Raw genomic sequence first — 18038 nt, 5'->3', positions numbered from 1 at the left:
ACGGCGTGATCTCCTGAGTAGAACTATGCGACGGAGTGTTCGTCGCCCGCTAGGGCTGCGCCAATTCGCCCTTTGACGCGCGATAGGCCTGTAGATAGCCGCGCGCAACCGCTCGTATTGCGCGCCCGATCGAGTCGTAAGCCTCGTCGGGTAGGTTGGCGAACGATACGCGCACCGACCAGTTGGGGGCATCGAAGCCCGATCCGTTCAGAACCACGATGCCGTGGTCTTCGGCGAGCTTGAAGGCGATGTCGAGCGGATGGACGTTCTGCTTGACCCAGTCGGTCACCTCGTCGCCGACATACTTCCGCGCCCAGAATTCGTAGTCGATGATGCCGTAGTAGCGGTCGAAATAGGGGCGGGCGTGAAACTCAATCCCCATCCCGTTCATCAGTTTGTCGAAGCGCCGTTGGCAGATGGCCATGCAGGCCTTTTGATAGATCTTGTCCTCGTCCATCATCTCGACGAGGCCGAACAGCGACATCATCACCTGCTGCGGCAGCGACAGGCCGGCGGTGTGGTTCAACGCTACATCGCGGCTGTCAGCGACGATGCGATCGATGAATTTGATCTCTCGCGGATGCGGAGTGAGTGCCTTGTAGCGGGCGTCCATCAGCTTCTGGGCAGATTCCGGCAGCGCGCGGATCGCCTTGTCGAAGATGTTGTCCTGGGCGACGGCGACGACGCCTAGGCGCCAGCCGGTGCAGCCGAAATACTTGGAGTAAGAATAGACGCCGATCGTGTTGTGCGGCAGATGACCCATCACCGACTCGAAGTTCGGCACGAAGGTTCCGTAGACGTCATCCGTCAGGATCATCAGATCCGGGCGTTTCGTCTTCACGAATTTCACCAGACGTCCCATCGACTCGGGATCAAGCGCAACAGCCGACGGATTGCCGGGATTGACGATGAACAGCGCCTTGACCGACTTGTCCTCGAGCGCTTTCAGGTCTTCATCGGTGAGCTGGAAACGGTCCTCAGCCTCCGCCGAAACATGAACTTGCTTCAGCGCGTAATCTTCGAGGTGTGGCATTTCCAGATATGGCGTAAAGATCGGCGTGACCAGCGCGATCGTGTCGCCGGAATTCAGCAGCCGGGCGTTTTTCAGGGCCTTGAAGATATAGCACATGGCCGCGGTACCACCCTCGACCGGGTATAGGTCGAATTTCGCGCTCGGACGATGGCCGGCGCACATGGCCCACATCAGGTATTCGTGCGTGATCGCTTCGTTGTGGACAAGCGCACGGTCGGGGACGGGGTAGTGGTCTCCGATGATTGAATCCGTCAATTCATTGACGAATTTATCCGGCTCGAAGGCGAATTTCTTGACGGCAAAATCGACAACCGCCTCGAGCGTCTCGGCGCCGGGAGTATCGGGGTCGCCCTTGCGTTTCTGCACCCAGGCTTTCAGGCGGCCGTAGCAGCCATCCGTCGGAGGCATGCCCGCGAGACCGGCTGCTTCGTCATAAGAGACCCGCTTGGCCTCGGTGAGCGCGAACTGCCCGAGCAGGAAGAACGCCTCGCGCGCCCGCGTTGCGATCCAGTTCGGATTGCCTCGCCCGGCGTTGAGATAAACGCGCCCTGCCTTGTCGGCCTGCGCCAGGCGGATCAATTCGTCCTTGATCTCAAACGGGCTAAGGTCCTCGAACTTGGCGTAAATACCAGCGTCTGGCATGACCATTCCTCCCCGTCACGCAGCGCTCGCCAATTGCGTGGACGCCGCCGTTGTGCTTACGTTCCGGGGATAATCGGCCGAACTCTCCTGACATGGAAGTAAGTTACGCCGCAAGGAAGAGTAGAATCCTGTAATCTACGCACACTTCACCCCTTTTTCATAAGCCCATTATGAATGGGTGCGAGAAGCAGGATTGACGTGTCACGAACGTGCGTCCGACAGCGCTGGCGGCCGATCGACACTTCGTTCCGGATGAAGGCGCCCGCCGCTCCGGTGATATCTGCTCACCAACAGCGTATACTACCGTAAGATACGTAGGTGCAGCCGTCGGGCGCTGTTATGCTGCAACTGCTAACAAACAGGTGGCTGGCCGCCGGGCAGTTCCTTCACAGAGCGGACGCAGATCGAGAATATCATTCAAGCATAGATCTTTGGTCTCTCGCTGAGAGCGTGAATGAGGAGATTTGGCATGCGGTATCCTTCCTATCTTCCGAAAGCCGATTTCGCCGCTCAATTCGGTCCTGCCGGCTTCTTCTTCGATTACGCCTTGGATGCTGCCCAGCGTAGCGTGCTGTTCTGGGATGTGATGCGAAAGCGCGGCAATCAGTATCGGACCCATGCCGAAGCGACGGCTCCGCACGTACTGAGCTTCACGCCCGAGATTGTCCTCGATGGGCGCTCCCTCGAGAAACCCGTCAACTACGCACTGGTTCGGATCATCTCGCCCAGCGGGATCGAGGTCGACGAGAAGCGCCGGCCGTTCGTGGTCGTGGATCCGAGGGCCGGACACGGGCCGGGCATTGGCGGGTTCAAGGCGGACAGCGAAATCGGTGTCGCGCTGCGAGCCGGGCATCCCTGCTATTTCATCGGCTTCCTTCCGGAGCCTGTCACGGGGCAGACGATAGAAGACATTGCGCTTGCCGAAGCCGTGTTTCTGGAGAAAGTCATCTCTTTGCATCCGCAGGCCGACGCCAAACCCTGTGTGATCGGAAATTGTCAGGCAGGGTGGGCGGTCATGATGCTGGCCGCCATGCGGCCTGAGTTGTTCGGCTCGATCATCATTGCCGGGGCGCCGCTGTCTTATTGGGCGGGTGAGCGCGGCAAATACCCGATGCGCTACACCGGCGGGCTGTTGGGTGGTACCTGGCTCACCGCGCTCACGAGCGACCTCGGCCACGGAACCTTTGACGGCGCCTGGCTGGTACAGAATTTCGAAAACCAGAACCCGGCCAACACGCTCTGGACCAAGCAATATAACCTCTACTCGAAAATCGACACCGAGGCGCCGCGCTATCTCGGCTTCGAGGAGTGGTGGGGCGGACATGTTAGCCTGAACGCGGAGGAGATCCAGTTCATCGTCGACGAACTCTTCGTCGGCAACAATCTCGCCGCCGGTCGCATCGAGACATCGAAGGGGGAGGCCCTAGATCTTCGCAACATTCGCGCCCCGATCGTCGTCTTCTGCTCGAAGGGGGACAACATCACGCCGCCCGCACAAGCGCTGGGCTGGATCTTGGACCTTTATGACGATGTGAACGAGATCCGGGCGCACGGGCAGACGATCGTTTACACCGTCCATGAAACAGTCGGCCATCTCGGCATCTTCGTGTCGGCGAGCGTCGCACGCAAGGAACACGGGGAGTTCTCCAGCAATATCGACCTGATCGATGCGCTGCCGCCCGGTCTTTATCAGGCGATCTTCGAGCCAAGGACCGATGAGACCATCGGCGGGGATCTCGTTGAAGGCGATTGGATCATGCGCTGCGAGACAAGAACGCTCGACGACATCCGTGCGCTTGGTTGCAATGACGCCGAGGACGATCGCCGTTTCGCGACTGTTGCAAAGGTGTCGGATATCAACCTCTCGCTCTATCGTACTTTCCTCCAGCCTGTGGTCCGCGCGATGGTGACCGAATGGACGGCGAACCAATTGCGCGGCGCGCACCCGCTCCGGCTGCAATACGAACTGTTTTCTGACGTCAATCCATTGATGGCGCCGATTGCGGACCTTGCCGTCGACGTAGAGGACGAACGGCGTCCGGTTGCCGCGGGGAATCCCTTCCTGGCGTTGGAGCAGGCATTCTCCCAGCAGATTGTTGCGGGGCTGGAGGCATGGCGTGAAGGAATGGAGGCGCTAAGCGAAGCGACGTTCCTCTCCGTCTATGGCTCTCCGCTTTTGCAGGCAGCCGTCGGGATCGATCCGTCCGACACAAAGCCGCATCGACGTGCGAGCAAGACCGGCTTTCATCGTCAGGTCCTCCAGACAAGAGTCGACGAACTCAAAGCGCAGATCGGCAATGGTGGCCTTCGCGAAGGCCTGGCGCGCAGTCTGCTCTACGTCGCCATGGCAAGCGGCGCAGCCGACGAGCGTGGGTTTGCTGCGATCCGTCGGATGCGCAACGCCGAGGACGGAATGCCGGCAATGACGCTGGCCGAGTTCAAGGCGTTGATCCGCGATCAATTCCTCATGCTGGTGATCGATGAGGAAGCTGCCGTTAGTGCGATACCTTGCCTGCTTCCTGCAGAGGAAGACATTCGCCGCGAAGCCTTGTCGTCTCTGCAGCGGGTCTTGAACGCGCGTGGGCCTCTTTCGGAAGAAGCCGAGCGGCGCTGGCAGAGAGTTATCGGGCTCTTCGACCTCTCCGGCGAGCCGCTTGCCGGACCCGCATCGGAGCCGCGGAAGCCGACGCCCCTCAAGGCAGTGAGGCGCGCGAACTGAACGAGAGCCAACTACCGTCGAGCTTGTACTCGTCCTTCAACATGGAGCATGTGCAGATGTCGGATCTGGACAACATCGGGGAAGAAGCCGGGCGTCACGAGAAATATGAACGGCTGGTCGCAAAGGCAAAGCAGGTGCCGCAGATGCAGACGGTTGTCGCCCATCCTTGCGACGAGACATCGCTGCGTGGAGCGGTCGAGGCGGCCGAGGTCGGGTTGATGCGCCCGATCCTTGTCGGGCCAGCAGAGAAGGTGCAAGCGGTCGCCCAGTCACACAACCTCGATATCTCGCCATTCGAACTGGTCGACACACCGCATAGCGACGCAGCGGCGGCGAAGTCGGTGGAGATTATCCGGGAAGGTGGCGCCGACCTCCTGATGAAGGGAAGCCTGCACACGGATGAGCTCATGCGGGCGGTGGCCCCATCCACCACCGGGCTACGGACGGCACGCCGGATCAGCCACGTCTTTGTCATGGATGTTCCGCACTACTCGGAGACCTTGTTCATTACCGACGCGGCAATCAATATCGCGCCGGATCTCGATGCCAAGCGGGACATCATTCAGAACGCGATCGATCTCTTCACTCAGATCGGCCTCGGAGTGCCGCGAGTGGCAATCCTTTCGGCTGTCGAAACAGTGACGTCGAAAATCCCTTCGACCATCGACGCGGCCGCTCTTTGCAAGATGGCCGAGCGCGGGCAAATCACCGATGGCATTCTCGACGGACCGCTTGCTTTCGACAACGCGATAGACCCGGAGGCGGCGAGGATAAAGGGCATCCAGTCGCCGGTCGCCGGCCGCGCGCAGATCCTGGTCGTGCCCAATCTCGAGGCAGGCAATATGCTGGCGAAGAACTTGACCTTCCTCGCAAGGGCGGACGCTGCGGGCATTGTTCTCGGCGCCCGTGTGCCGATCATCCTGACATCCCGCGCGGATTCCGTCAGGGCGCGTCTTGCCTCCTGTGCCGTCGCAGTCCTGCTTGCCGATGCACGTCGCCGCACGGCACCGATACAGGGTAGTTGATGCCATGGATACCATCCTCGTCGTGAATGCCGGTTCGTCGAGCCTGAAATTCGAAGTGTTTTCGGTTGCGAGTTCGCTGGTGCGGCTGATCAAGGGTCAGATGGAAGGGATCGGAAGCGCACCTCACCTGACCATCAAGAGCGCCGGCGGCGAGCGGTTGGCGAACGAAAACTATCCGCGCGAGGATGTTCCCGATCTGCCGGCGGCGATGCGTCTGGTAGGGGAATGGCTACGGCAGCGGCAGGAGGGGCGACTGATCGCCGTCGGCCACCGCGTTGTGCATGGCGGTCCGAACCATTCAGGCCCTGTGCGCATCGACGCGACGTTGCTTCGCGAACTGGAGCAGTATGCGCCGCTGGCACCGTTGCATCAGCCCAACAACCTCGCGCCTATCCGCGTGCTTTTGGAACGGCAACCCGAGCTTCGGCAGGTCGCTTGCTTCGACACGGCCTTTCATCGAGGCCACGACCCGATGACGGATCACTATGCTATTCCGGCGCATTATTTCGAGGAGGGTGTTCGGCGCTACGGTTTTCACGGGCTGTCGTATGAATATGTCGCCGGAAAGCTGGCGGAAATTGCACCCTCCATCGGCAAGCGACGCGTTATCGTTGCGCATCTAGGATCCGGCGCATCGATGTGCGCCTTGCATCAAGGCGTGAGCGTCGAAAGCACGCTTGGATTTACCGCGCTCGATGGCCTGCCGATGGGCACGCGATGCGGACAGATCGATCCTGGTGTGTTGCTTTACCTCCTCCAGCAGCATGGCATGACGGCGCGGCAACTGCAGGACCTTCTCTACAAGGAGTCAGGCCTCAAGGGACTTTCCGGTGTCAGCAATGACGTGCGTGACCTGCTTGCCAGCGACGAGGCGGGCGCAAAGCTCGCGCTTGACCATTTCGTCCACCGCATCGGCCTCAATGCCGGCGCGCTGGCTGCCGCACTCGGGGGCGTGGACGCCTTTGTGTTCACGGCGGGCGTCGGTGAAAATTCGCCGATGATGCGCGCAAGGATTGCTACGAAACTCGGTTGGCTTGGCGCTTTGCTCGACCCGGTGCGGAATGAGGCCGGCGAGCTGCTTGTCTCGCGCGACGACAGCAAGGTCGCCATCTATGTCGTGCCAACGGACGAGGAACTGATGATCGCGCGGCACACGCTTGCGCTGATCGCGGCGTAGGCGGCGCACACGTTTAGAAAGAGAGGGGTTGATATGATTCCAGAGGTAAAGGCCAAGCTTCTCGAAGGAAAACGCGGGTTGGTGGTCGGTATCGCCAACGATCAGTCGATCGCCTGGGGCTGCGCCCGAGCATTTCGCGCCCTGGGTGCGGAACTGGCGGTAACCTATCTGAACGACAAGGCCAAGCCTCATGTCGTGCCGCTGGCCGAGGCACTGGACGCGCCCATCGTCATGCCGCTGGATGTTGGTGTGCCGGGACAGCTCGAGGCCGTCTTCGACCGTATCTCGGAGCAATGGGGTGAACTCGATTTCGTCGTGCATTCGATTGCATTCTCGCCGAAGGATACGCTGCAGGGACGCGTCGTTGATGTGCCGCAGGATGGCTTCTTGAAGACGATGGATATCTCCTGCTGGTCGTTCATCCGCATGGCTCATCTTGCCGAGCCATTGATGAAACGCGGCGGCACGCTGTTCACCATGACCTACTACGGCAGCCAGATGGTGGTGAAGAACTACAACGTCATGGGTGTCGCCAAGGCGGCGCTGGAAAGCGCCGTGCGCTACGTCGCCGCCGAACTTGGACCGAAGGGCATTCGTGTTCATGCCATCTCGCCAGGTCCCTTGGCGACGAGGGCAGCCTCCGGTATCCCGGAATTTGACGAGCTGTTGAACAAGGCCCAGGAAACGGCCCCAACGCGCAGCCTCGTCTCGATCGACGATGTCGGCATGGCAACGGCCTTCCTGGCCCATGACGCCGCGCGCCTGATCACTGGCGATACCATCTACATCGACGGCGGCTACCACATTATCGATTGACCGGCCGAGGTGAATCTCAGGAATTGTACTGGGAGTTGCTGCTTGGTCCTTGCGGGCCTCCCGTGAATCGACTTCAACTATGCGGAGCTACTGAGTGGACGTTGCCAGATTGTTGCCGCTTGCTCGGATACCATGCGTTCCAAACTGGTTAGATGCAGCGTACTTGCAGTTGCTTGCGGGAGGAGGCAATGAGTTCGCCGGGTGGACAAAATCTCTCACCCGAACCCGCAAGGGTCCGGGATCAACTCGACCGCATCTTGTCGAGCGCAGAGTTCCAGGTTCCGGATCGCAGCCGAAGGTTTCTAGCGTACATCGTCGACGAAGCCTTGGCGGGGCGGCTGGAGAATCTGAGAGCCTATGCCATTGCCCAGGCTGTCTTCGGCCGTGATGCCTCCTTTGATGCGCAAAACGACCCGGTGGTTCGTATCGAGACCGGGCGTATTCGCCGCGCGCTGGAGCGTTACTATCTGGTGGCCGGGCAAAGTGATCCCATCCAGATTACCATTCCCAAGGGCGGATACGTACCGAGTTTCATTTCGGGCCAGCTGGACGTCGGACCGGAAACCCGTTCGATGCGAGCCGATGATGAGCCCTCGGCGGCGCAAGAGAAACGCCGCCTTGCGTATCGCGAACTGGTGCTGCCGATTGGGTTGCTGGTTGTCGTTTTTGCAGTAGGCGTCTTCGCGCTGATCCGTCCAATCGAAGGATTGTTCGCTTCGCTTCGCCCCATATTCGTCGCGACTTCGCCTGATCGAGATGTATTGCGACCGCAGATCGTCGTCGAGCCTTTGGTCGGCATAGGTCGGGGCGATGGCGACGCGGATATTGCCAAGGGGTTGACCGACGGAATTATCGTGCAGCTGACAAAGGTCAACTCAATCGCGGTTAAGGCGTTAGGGACAGAAGCCTCTCTCGCTGCAGATCAAGGGCAACTCTTTTTGCAAGGTAGCCTAGAGACAGAGAATGGCCGGCTGCACGTCCAAATTCGGTTGGTTGATCGAGCCGACGGGGCCGTGGTCTGGACAGGCGCTTATGACAACACTCTTCGCGAAGGCGGCATCCTCGACATCCAGGATGAGATCGCACGGAAGGTTGCCGATGCGATATCCATGCGGCAGTAATCAGAAGGCGGGGACGGCAGGCCCCTGCCGGAGGGCGTCCAAAACGTGTCCGCCGTCAACCTTGCCCCGCAGGTTCAACTGCGATACCCACGGCTCGTAGGCCCCTGAAAAATCTCTCCTGATCCTCCGGCCGTTGCAGGCGCAAGGAGACCTCCCGGCGAATGTCCTTCATCAATCCTGGTGCGTGGGCACTCAGCCAATTCTCTTCCTGCTTGGCGTCGGCTGTTTTCCCGGCTGCGCCGAGGATCGAAAGCAGCACGAGATGATGCATGGGATTGTATTCCAGGTCGGACATGCGAGACCAAAGTTCTGCCGCCTGGATGTCGTTTCTCATGAGGGCGCACAATGCCATGCCGATTTCATAGTATCCCTTCGGTCCCACACCCCGGTTGACAACGTTCGAAATCAGCTCGCAGCCCGATGCCCATTTCCCGGACATCGCCAGTCGCAGACCGTATTCGCCCGCGACTTCCGTGTCGTTGGGGTTCACGGCGTAGGCGGCTGCGCCCGCCTGCAGCGCCTTGTCGATGTCGTTTCTGAAGAAACTTACCAGCATGAGAGCCTGAAGGACGCGCGCGTCGTTGGGGGCGAGCGATGCTGCTGTCTCCGCGGCGGCAGTGGCGAGTTCCAATGTTTGGGGTGTGGGCGACGTGCCGAGCTTGTAGCGAAACCGCATTTCATCCAGATAGGTCAGAGACAGCAGTGCCCAGGAAGCGGCACTCTTTGGAAACATTTCCGTCGCTCGCTGGAGGCAATCGCGCGCCGCTTGGTGACTCTGAGCATCCATCGACCGACGATAGCTGTAGTAGGCTAGTCTGCAGGCATAGGCATCAGCACTTCCAGCCTGGGGTTGCTGAACGATTGTGTCGGTGTCGGCCCTAAAGACCGCACCGTACGGCTCAGCGACGGCGCTGGCGATCTGTTCGGCAGCGTAAGCCTGAATCTCGAGTTTGCCCTGCACGCGAACATCCGCATCGTAGTTGTTGGCCCAGATTACAACCCCGTCTGACTGACGTACCAGCCGAGCGGCGAGCCGCAGCCTGTCCCCGTCGAGCTGGACATTGCCCTCTAAGCCATAAGCGGTCTGGCTTCGCTCTTCGGTCTTTGACGAATCCGCAATCACGACGATGTCATCGAACTTCGCGAGCTTGCCGATGATTTCGTCTCGCAGGCCATGCGCGAGATTGGCGGCGGTGCTTGAAAGGCCGCCGCCGTCGAACGTCTCGACAATGATTCGCGGTTCGGATGGTATTATTGGCGATGTTCCAGACGGATCATTGCCGAACAGCGAAAATGTCGGCGTGAGGAAGACATGAAGCGAGGTGGCTCCGACCAGCAAAGCAGCGCCCAGCGTCAGGCCCATCAATTGTTGACGGATGGGGCGTCCGACCCGGGGAAGCGACCGCTCAGTCTCGTCCTGTTCCGTAGATGGCGCCGAACCTACAGGCGCCGTCGGCAACGTCGGGGTTGGCGGGCAATCAGCATACTCGAAATACGGCCTGTATCCGCCCTTCGGTATGGTGATCGTTACGCTGTCCATCTGTCCGGCGACGAGGTAGTAGCGTTCGAGGGCGCGTCGAACGCGACCAGCTTCGATCCTGACAACGGGATCGTTTTGGGCGTCGAAGTTGACTTGGCGCCCGAAAACCTCGTTGGCAATCGTGAAGGCCTTCAGGAACTCCGATCGTCCCTCCAAGGTCTCGTTTATGATGAATTCCAGAAACCTCCGACCTCGCTCCGGCGAGTGGAACTCTTCGCTCGAGAGTATTCGTTCAAGTTGCTGGTAGACTTCCTCGGCCGTCGGCCTCATTGGCTTGATTATTGCGCTGCTCATGATGACGCCCTAACGAGATCACGCAAATATTTAGCTACATCTGATACTAGCGCATAACTACCGAAGGCTGCAACCGCTGCGTCAGACCCATCCTGAAATGGTTGCCTGCCGATAGCACGGGATACAACAAGCCGACACGTAGCGCTGCAGGCTTCTCGGCGTTTTGCAGAGAATGGTGCACCGAGCCGCGCGGCGCTGTGCTGGCAGGTGTCAATCTACCTTCGCGCGCTCCGGGACTGTTGGAGAACTCATCGCTGCATCTGGCGCCTCCGAAGGCCAAGCCCAGGCACGCAGCAACTCATAGAAGACGCTGAGGACGATCGGTCCTAAGAACAGGCCGAGCAGGCCATGGGAAAGGGTTCCGCCGATGACACCGATGAGGATTACCGGCATTGGGGTCGATAGTCCCCGAGACATCAGGATCGGCTTCAAGACGTTGTCGACCACCGTGATCGGGATCGCCACGACGGTAAAGGCAAACGCGATCGACGTCGGCCAGGAGAACCATGCCCAGACGATGGCCGGGATAAGGACAAGACCCGGGCCAAGTTGCATCAGGCAAAGCATGAACACGAGAAAGGTCAGGGCTCCGCGTGCCGGGATATCGAAAAACGCGAAACACAGGCCGCAGAGGAGTGTCTGAAGCAGTGCAACACCGATGACTCCGCGCGAGACGTTGCGAACGGTTGATCCCGCCAGCCGCGCGAAGCCCACACCCCTCTCACCGCCAATGCGGCCGGCTAGTACCTGAATGGTTGAGGCGAGGCGGGGAGACATGGTGAGGAAGATGCCGGAGAGAATGATGGAAGCAACGAAACTCAACACTCCACCGCCGATCGACGCAAGCTTGGCGAGGATAACACCCATCACTTCGCGAAGAGGCGCCTGGAACTTCATGATCGCCTCAGCGAGATTGCCTGCCACCTGGTTCCAGCCGGCATAAAGGCGCTCGCCGACCACAGGCCAACCGCGTATTGCTTCCGGCGCTGCGGGTAGCGTGAAATTGTCGGACTTCAATTGAGCCACGAGGTCCTGCGTCGCGTCAGCGAAATTGACGGCGACCAGCGCCAGCGGTGCGATGATCAGCACAAGGCAAGCGATAACGATAACCGTGGCCGAAAGCACGGGCCGATCCCCGAGCAGCTTGGACAGGCCGTTGAACAAGGGAAAGAGCGCCACCGCAAGGATCGCCGACCAGATGACGATCAGCGCGAATGGCGCAATCAGTTGCAGGCTCCAATAGGCGAAGAGCCCAATGATGCCGATCCGAACCAGGTCGCTGACCCGGGCTTCCACTGAAATCTGCGCGGGACTGGCTCCAATCGCGGTCCCGCTCGTCTGTTGCTCCATCGTGTGTGCCTATCCCAAGAGTTTCGACAGGACGTGGCTGAATGGATCAGGCGTCATCGCGTCGTCTCCGGTACGATGTTTCTAAGACTCTGATCCTCCATGTAATTCGACGGCCGCTTCTGCCGTTTGCCGAGATCCGGTGCTTGGAACTTTACCCGCTCGTAAGGGATCGACTGCAGGATGTGCGAGATGCAGTTGATCCGGGCGCGCTCCTTGTCGTCGGAAGGCACGATCCACCATGGCGCGTGGTTGCTGTCCGTCATCCGCAGCATCTCGTCGTACGCCCGCGTATAGTCCCACCAACGCTGGTAGGACTCCACGTCCATTGGGCTGAGCTTCCACTGTCTGACCGGATCATCGATGCGACGCTTGAAGCGGCGTTCCTGTTCTTCCTCGCTGACGGTCAAGAAGTACTTCAGCAGAATGACGCCGCTTTCGACAATGGCCGCCTCGAAACGGGGCGCCAGTTCGAGGAAGCGCTGCGCTTTCTTCTCGCTGGCGAAGCCCATCACGCGATCAACACCGGCTCGGTTGTACCAGCTGCGGTCGAAGATCACGATCTCGCCGGCTGCCGGCAGGTGCGCAATATAACGCTGCATGTAGATCTGGGATTTCTCGCGATCGGTGGGTGCGGGCAAGGCGACGACGCGGAATACGCGTGGACTGACCTTCTCGGTGATCCTCTTGATCATGCCACCCTTGCCGGCGGCGTCACGGCCCTCGAAGATAATGACGATGCGGGCGCCCGACTTCTTTACCCACGCCTGCAGATGCGACAGTTCAATCTGCAGCCGCTTGATCTCCTTGTCGTAGTCCCAGGACTTGGCCTTCTTGTGTTTGCCTTTGCGTTCCGTTGAAGCCTCTTGTTTCACATCGTATGCTTCGTCCATCGTTCCCTCCATTGTTCTATGTCGCTGTGCACTTTCACTGTTCTGCAGAATTGCCTATCAGCGCGCGCAACGCCTCTTCCCGACCATTGAAAAGATTGTGGGTGCCGATCTTCTTGATGACTCCGGCACGCTCAAGGACGCCGCGGCTTTCCTGGCTGAGATCGGCGATGGCAAAGACGATGTTCCGTTCCGCCAAGGCATCCGCCACGGCATCGAGTGCGACGGCGCCGGTGCTATCCACGTGCGTGATGGCACTGGCGTCGAGAACGAAGCACTTGGTTCCGGCGGCGAGCTCCTTGGCAACCGTCGTCAAGCGCGTACGTACGTAGTCGGCGTTATAGAACAGGATGTTGCCTTGGATCGCGAAGACGGCAGCGCCTTCGACAGGGCGAGCATCCGGGAAGCGAGTGAGGTCAAAAAAACCGTGTCGACCTTCAATGTGGCCAAGGAGGCCGTCGCGCGGGAACATCGTCTTGCGCAGGAGGTAGACGAAGGTAGCGGCCACGGCGACGACCACGCCGTTGAGGACGCCGAAGCTGATCGCGCCCCACATGGCGATCAGCGCAAAGACGAACTCCATGCGACTGATGTGCCAGATCTTCTTGAGTTCCTGAACGTCGATCAGGCTGATGGCTGCGGTTGCAAGGATGGCAGCGAGTGCGGGGATCGGCAGGATCCGCAGGGCGCTGTGGAGGAATACAAGAGCCGCAACCAGAGTGGCGGCGGAGACCAGTCCCGCCAGTTGGGAAACGCCGCCGGTCGACAGATTTATGGCGGTTCTCGAGTCCGACATGCTGATGGGAAATGAACCGAACAGACCGGGTGCAATGTTGGCTGCGCCGAGGCCTATCAGTTCCTGGTTCGCATCGACTTCTTCGCCGGTGCGCGATCCGAAGCTTCGCGCGGTTACGATGCCTGCACCGAAGCTCACGAGAAAGATCACAGCCGAACCAAGAACGAGCTGACTAAGCGGCATCTGATGGACTGCCGGCAGGGAGAAGCTCGGGAAGCCACTTGGAATATCGCCGACGACGGCCATGCCGTGTCCGCGGAAGTCGAAGAGCGCGGAGAGCAAGACGGAAATAACAACCACGAGAACAGGACCCGGGATCTTGAGGTCCAAAGCCTTCACGATCCAGAGCAGCGCGAACATAGCGAGTCCGAATAGAAGTGACGGCCAGTGGACCAAGGCGGCCTTGCTGAGAATCTCGACGATCGGTGCAAGGAGACCGTCGGATTCGATCTTTACTCCGGTGAAGCGGCTGATTTGTCCGACAAGGATAGACAGCGACACCCCTGCAAAGAAGCCGACCAAGATTGGACGCGACAGGAAACTCGCGAGGACGCCGAGCCGCAGCAGCTTTGCCAAGATGCAGAACACGCCGACGCCAAGGGCGAGGGCCGAGGCGATAGCGACGCGGTCGACGCTGGCGGCCGCAGGCTCGGCTGCGATGATCGCTGCCATCGCCGCGGCAAGCACCGTCATCGTGGCGGCATCAGGGCCAACGATCAGAAGCTTTGAGGGACCGAAGATTGCATAGGCGATCGGAGCAACGATGCTGGCATAGATGCCTGTCTCCGGCGGCAGGCCGGCAATCGCGGGATAGGCGATGGCGCTCGGCAAGCCCACGGCAGCGATCGACAGCCCAGCTGGGATATCGCTACGAAGCCAGTCCTTGTTGAAGCCGGCTAAGCCGCGCAACATTGGTAGGCTGCCTATCACCTCGGGCTCCTTTGTTTTTTGTAGTCTCCGAGAGTCTGGCCGGCCGCCACACTCGAGCGGCGACCGGAAAAGTTGATGCGTATTAGTGCTCGAGGAAGACGTAGTTCATCCAGCTGCTCATGCGCAGCAGGACCTTGCGCAAGACGGCAACGTGGTGCCAGTAATGTGTGTAGACGGCAACTTCGGCGACGACGCCTCCGGGCAGTTGGTACCCGTCGGTGCTTTCCAGGAGTTCGATGCGCGCCAGCGTTTGTCCCGGTGAAACTCGTTCGGGTGATTGCGGATCGATCAAGGCGCCGCTCGGCTGCAACTGGCCCTGCGCCATAACGTCGATGACCTCCTGGACGCGCGCCTTGAAGATCTTGCCGGGTACCGCTTTGAAGGCCACCTCGGCATCGTCGCCGACGCGTACGCGCTGGAGCGAGTTCTGGATGAAGGCGGCTGCCAGCATTCGATCCTCGCTGTTGATGAAGACCATCACCGGCCGCAAGGGCAGGGGATTTGCCATCATGCCGGGCCGGAGAAAGACCTGCGTCACATAACCGTCGCTTGGTGCCCGGACGGTGGTCTGGTCGAGGTCGTATTCGGCGTTGAGCAACTCGGCCTGCAGTCGCGCCACAGTGGGGTTTGTGCCGTTGATCTCCGATTCATAAGCAAGTTGGGCTTGTGCCGCCTGTGCGCGCGCCGTATCGACGGCGGCCTCGGCCGTCAGGTAGATGCCGCGCCGGTTCTCGACTTCCAGTTCAGAGTACACGGCGCCCCTACCGCTCGACTTCGCGTTTTCGTTCGAGGCCTGGAATTTCTCAAACGCCTGCAACGACCTGTCTCTTGATGCTTCCGCACCAGTTACGGCCGAGTTGGCGGCGTCGAGAGCCGCCTTCAGTTGCAGGACAGTTTGCTTGGCTTCAGCAAGCGACGCCTTTTTCTGATCGACGGTATATTGGTAGGGGCGAGGATCGATCCTGAAGAGGACGTCGCCCTTCTTCAGCGGAGCGTTTGGCGTGACGGGTACTTCCACGACCTGACCGCCGACCGTCGGAATGACCGGAGCGGAGGTAAAATAGATACGCCCATCGCTGGAATAGGGGTGGTTGTAGCTCATGAGCAGCAACAGGGTGGAAATCAGGAAGATTCCGCCGAGAACTGCCGTTGCAAGCGTCCACTGGTTCACGGGAATGCGGAAGACCTTGAAGATCACCCAACAGATTGCGGCATAAGTGAGTATGAGGAGCAGATCCATCAGGCGTTCTCCTTCTCCGGCGACTGCGCCTCGAGTTCCGCGATCCGTGCATGAAGGCGGGCAATTTCGGCATTGGCTTCGGCCTCAGGGGACAACTTGCCATCCGTCCGGATCCCCCAGCCGCGATCTTCGCGGTAGAGCGTGGCCCAGATGAACAGGAAGGGCCAGATTGCGTGCAACGTGAACAGGCTCACCCAACCGGCAACATGGATGGCGTCCTGGTGCGGATGGTTTCTGGCCTTGGCGATTAGATGCGGAATATCGTGGATGGCAATCACCGCATAGAAGAGGGTGACCACCATGAAGACCAACACTCCCAGTGCAAAGTAGTCGAGAAACACGGTCCCTCCTTTTCGGCTGTTTGCAGCGCCCATCCGGTCACAGCCGAGGACGGAATACTAGACGTACTTTGGGGTAAAGGCCCGTAGCATCGCGTAACCTCTATCGAATCCGTAGGTTCACCGCTGCTGAAGACGGTTCTCGGGCGGCTGTCATGCTTGGCTGCGGGGCAGAAAATGTCCCTCCAGGTCGAAGGCCATCACGCCGTAGGATCGCGTAAGTTACGCTTACGCTCCCGGCAATCGTTATATGATGCCGCCATCTGCTTGACGCGACTATGACAGCGGGGGGCGGCATGACGTCGGGAGAAAGCAATTCGGCAGAACTGTCCGCGCTCGCGATCGCCGAGGCGCATTTTTCAGGGCAGGTCGAGCGGGTGCGGCAGTTGTTTCGCGCAAGCGAAACCTTTCGCAGCATGTGTGAAGACCTGGCCGCCGCTGCCGAGACATTGGCGAATGTGGACGGTCTTCCGGATGACGTGAGGGAAGCTCGGCGCCAGGAATATGCGAGCCTTGTCGAGGCGCTTGTCGCCGAGATCGGCGAGGCGCTGTCCCAATCGAAAATCGTGACGCTCAGTCGATGGGGCCTGGCAAGGCCCAAGCTGCGATAGGTCTGAACATTCAATCGAAGGTTTCATGCAAGGAGGTCAATGCGTGATGAAAGCAAGATCCTTCAAGCTGCTTGCGGGGCTTTCTGCCCTGGCGATCATCTCGATGCAGGCGGTGCCGCCGGTCTATTCACAGACTGCGACGCCCACGCCGAAGCCTGCGGCGGCAGAGACGACCGCGCCCGCGCAGCCTCAGCCGGAGCCGGAGACGGATCTCCTCTCCGAGGACGAAATGGAAGTGCTTGTGGCTCGCATCGCGCTTTATCCGGATGAGCTGGTAGCCGCGATCTCGGCTGCCTCGCTGTTTCCGCTGGAGATTATCGAGGCGCAGCGTTTCCTCGAGGCGAAGAAGAAGGACACCAACCTCAAGCCGAAGGACGACTGGGACGGAAGCGTCATATCGCTTCTGAACTACCCTGATATCGTCAAGATGATGAGCGAAGACCTCGATTGGACGCAATCGCTGGGGGATGCGATCACCAACCAGCAGAAGGATGTGCTGATCGCCATCCAGCAGCTTCGTGACGAAGCGGTGGCGAAAAATGTCATCAAATCGGACGACAAGATCACGGTGGTGACAGAGAACGAGAACGTCGTCATTCGGCCGACCAATCCGGAGAAAATCTATATTCCGCAATATCCGCCAGAAATGCTCTACGAGCCGGGCTATGCGGTCGAGCCGATCTCCTATTATCCGAACTCGTATGACAACTATTATTATCCAGGCGCAGCGTTCTTCGCTGCAGCCGTTACGGGCATTGCGTGGGGGGCCATCGTCAACTGGGATGATTGGGGAGTATGGGGCGGCAATTGGGGCGGCGACCTCGATATCGACTGCAACAATTGCTTCAACGACCGGAATTTTAGCGGCAAGGTCAACTGGAACGACGTCGACTGGACCAAGGTCGATCGCAGCAAGCTGAACATCGATAGAAATCAACTTGCGAATATCGACCGCTCGGCGATCAAATCCAGCCTGCAGTCCGATAACCGCAACCAGCTAAAGAACAAGGTCAGCGACCGGCAGGCAAATCGTGGACAGGGAACCAGAAATGTCAGCGCTCGCGCAGACGACATCCGCAAAAGCACGGCGGAGGGCCTGAAGCAGCGACCCGGTGCGGGAGATCGTGCCGCCAACCGGCCAGGCGCGGCGCGTCCCGATGCTCGCCCCGGCAACGTGGCCAATCGTGTGGATGCACGTCCGGGGAATGCGGCCAATCGGCCGGGTAACGCTGCCAACCGTCCGTCAAGGCCGGCAGCCAAGAACAGGTCAAGTGCGCCGAAGATGGCGGCGCGGCCCGACAACCGTTCGCGCCAATCGAGCGCCCTCGGCAATGTCCAATCCGGCCGGCGTGAGGCGGTGGCTTCCAAGCGAGGCGGACAGAGCATGGGCGGCGGGCAGCGCGGTGGTCCACGTCCCTCTGCCCAACGCTCGCGCCCGATTCCCCATGGCGGCGGCGGCCGTGGTGGTGGTGGTCGTGGGGGCGGCGGTCGCGGCGGCGGCGGTCGGCGATAGGGTGTC

14 protein-coding genes are annotated in these 18038 nt (G+C 60.0%); 7 read left to right on the top strand and 7 right to left on the bottom strand.

All coding sequences use genetic code 11. From position 1 onward, the window contains the following. Window positions 1-49: 49 nt before the first annotated feature. Window positions 50-1675 (bottom strand): bifunctional aspartate transaminase/aspartate 4-decarboxylase, encoded by a 1626-nt coding sequence (locus tag FHT97_RS10175; RefSeq protein WP_183861839.1) that lies wholly within the window; start codon window positions 1673-1675, stop codon window positions 50-52. A gap of 469 nt (window positions 1676-2144) precedes the next feature. Here FHT97_RS10175 and FHT97_RS10170 point away from each other — a divergent pair, with 469 nt between their 5' ends. From FHT97_RS10170 to FHT97_RS10150, 5 genes are all read left to right on the top strand, one after another. After that, complete coding sequence (locus tag FHT97_RS10170) at window positions 2145-4394, top strand: DUF3141 domain-containing protein (protein ID WP_183861837.1); 2250 nt, start codon at window positions 2145-2147, stop codon at window positions 4392-4394. A gap of 56 nt (window positions 4395-4450) precedes the next feature. Continuing rightward, on the top strand, window positions 4451-5419 hold the full coding sequence (locus tag FHT97_RS10165; RefSeq protein ID WP_183861835.1) for a phosphate acetyltransferase: 969 nt from the start codon (window positions 4451-4453) through the stop codon (window positions 5417-5419). A gap of 4 nt (window positions 5420-5423) precedes the next feature. Further along, entirely contained in the window at window positions 5424-6596 is a 1173-nt protein-coding gene (locus FHT97_RS10160) for an acetate/propionate family kinase (RefSeq protein WP_183861833.1), read from the top strand. Between the two features lie 33 nt (window positions 6597-6629). Continuing rightward, entirely contained in the window at window positions 6630-7412 is a 783-nt protein-coding gene (fabI, locus tag FHT97_RS10155) for an enoyl-ACP reductase FabI (RefSeq protein ID WP_183861831.1), read from the top strand. A 188-nt stretch (window positions 7413-7600) separates the two neighbouring features. Then, on the top strand, window positions 7601-8533 hold the full coding sequence (locus FHT97_RS10150) for a hypothetical protein (protein WP_183861829.1): 933 nt from the start codon (window positions 7601-7603) through the stop codon (window positions 8531-8533). A 55-nt stretch (window positions 8534-8588) separates the two neighbouring features. On the opposite strand, the gene FHT97_RS10145 is transcribed toward FHT97_RS10150, so the two are convergent. The 6 genes from FHT97_RS10145 to FHT97_RS10120 all read right to left on the bottom strand — a co-directional run bounded on the left by FHT97_RS10145 (window position 8589) and on the right by FHT97_RS10120 (window position 15911). Then, window positions 8589-10367 (bottom strand): hypothetical protein, encoded by a 1779-nt coding sequence (locus FHT97_RS10145; protein ID WP_183861827.1) that lies wholly within the window; start codon window positions 10365-10367, stop codon window positions 8589-8591. A 210-nt stretch (window positions 10368-10577) separates the two neighbouring features. Then, window positions 10578-11717, bottom strand: coding sequence for an AI-2E family transporter (locus FHT97_RS10140; protein WP_183755438.1), 1140 nt, complete (start codon window positions 11715-11717; stop codon window positions 10578-10580). A 53-nt stretch (window positions 11718-11770) separates the two neighbouring features. Further along, complete coding sequence (ppk2, locus tag FHT97_RS10135; protein ID WP_183861825.1) at window positions 11771-12607, bottom strand: polyphosphate kinase 2; 837 nt, start codon at window positions 12605-12607, stop codon at window positions 11771-11773. 34 nt (window positions 12608-12641) lie between these two features. Beyond that, window positions 12642-14312 carry a SulP family inorganic anion transporter gene (locus FHT97_RS10130; RefSeq protein WP_210296665.1) on the bottom strand — a complete coding sequence of 557 codons (1671 nt, stop codon included), beginning with the start codon at window positions 14310-14312 and terminating at the stop codon, window positions 12642-12644. Between the two features lie 100 nt (window positions 14313-14412). Beyond that, a complete protein-coding gene (locus FHT97_RS10125) occupies window positions 14413-15570 on the bottom strand; it encodes an HlyD family secretion protein (RefSeq protein ID WP_183755441.1) in 1158 nt (385 codons plus the stop codon). Then, on the bottom strand, window positions 15570-15911 hold the full coding sequence (locus FHT97_RS10120; protein WP_183861821.1) for a DUF3302 domain-containing protein: 342 nt from the start codon (window positions 15909-15911) through the stop codon (window positions 15570-15572). Before FHT97_RS10120 ends, FHT97_RS10125 begins: the two co-directional genes overlap by 1 nt. Window positions 15912-16204: 293 nt before the next feature. On the opposite strand from FHT97_RS10120, the gene FHT97_RS10115 reads away from it, so the two are divergent. Both FHT97_RS10115 and FHT97_RS10110 read left to right on the top strand, forming a co-directional pair. Beyond that, window positions 16205-16519 carry a hypothetical protein gene (locus FHT97_RS10115; protein WP_183861819.1) on the top strand — a complete coding sequence of 105 codons (315 nt, stop codon included), beginning with the start codon at window positions 16205-16207 and terminating at the stop codon, window positions 16517-16519. A 46-nt stretch (window positions 16520-16565) separates the two neighbouring features. Then, window positions 16566-18032 carry a DUF3300 domain-containing protein gene (locus FHT97_RS10110; RefSeq protein WP_183862021.1) on the top strand — a complete coding sequence of 489 codons (1467 nt, stop codon included), beginning with the start codon at window positions 16566-16568 and terminating at the stop codon, window positions 18030-18032. Window positions 18033-18038: the final 6 nt, after the last annotated feature.

Source organism: Rhizobium sp. BK399, from assembly GCF_014194695.1.
Taxonomy (GTDB): Bacteria; Pseudomonadota; Alphaproteobacteria; order Rhizobiales; family Rhizobiaceae; genus Rhizobium.
Note: the sequence above shows the minus strand (reverse complement) of the source record. Positions and strands in the feature narration are given on the sequence as shown.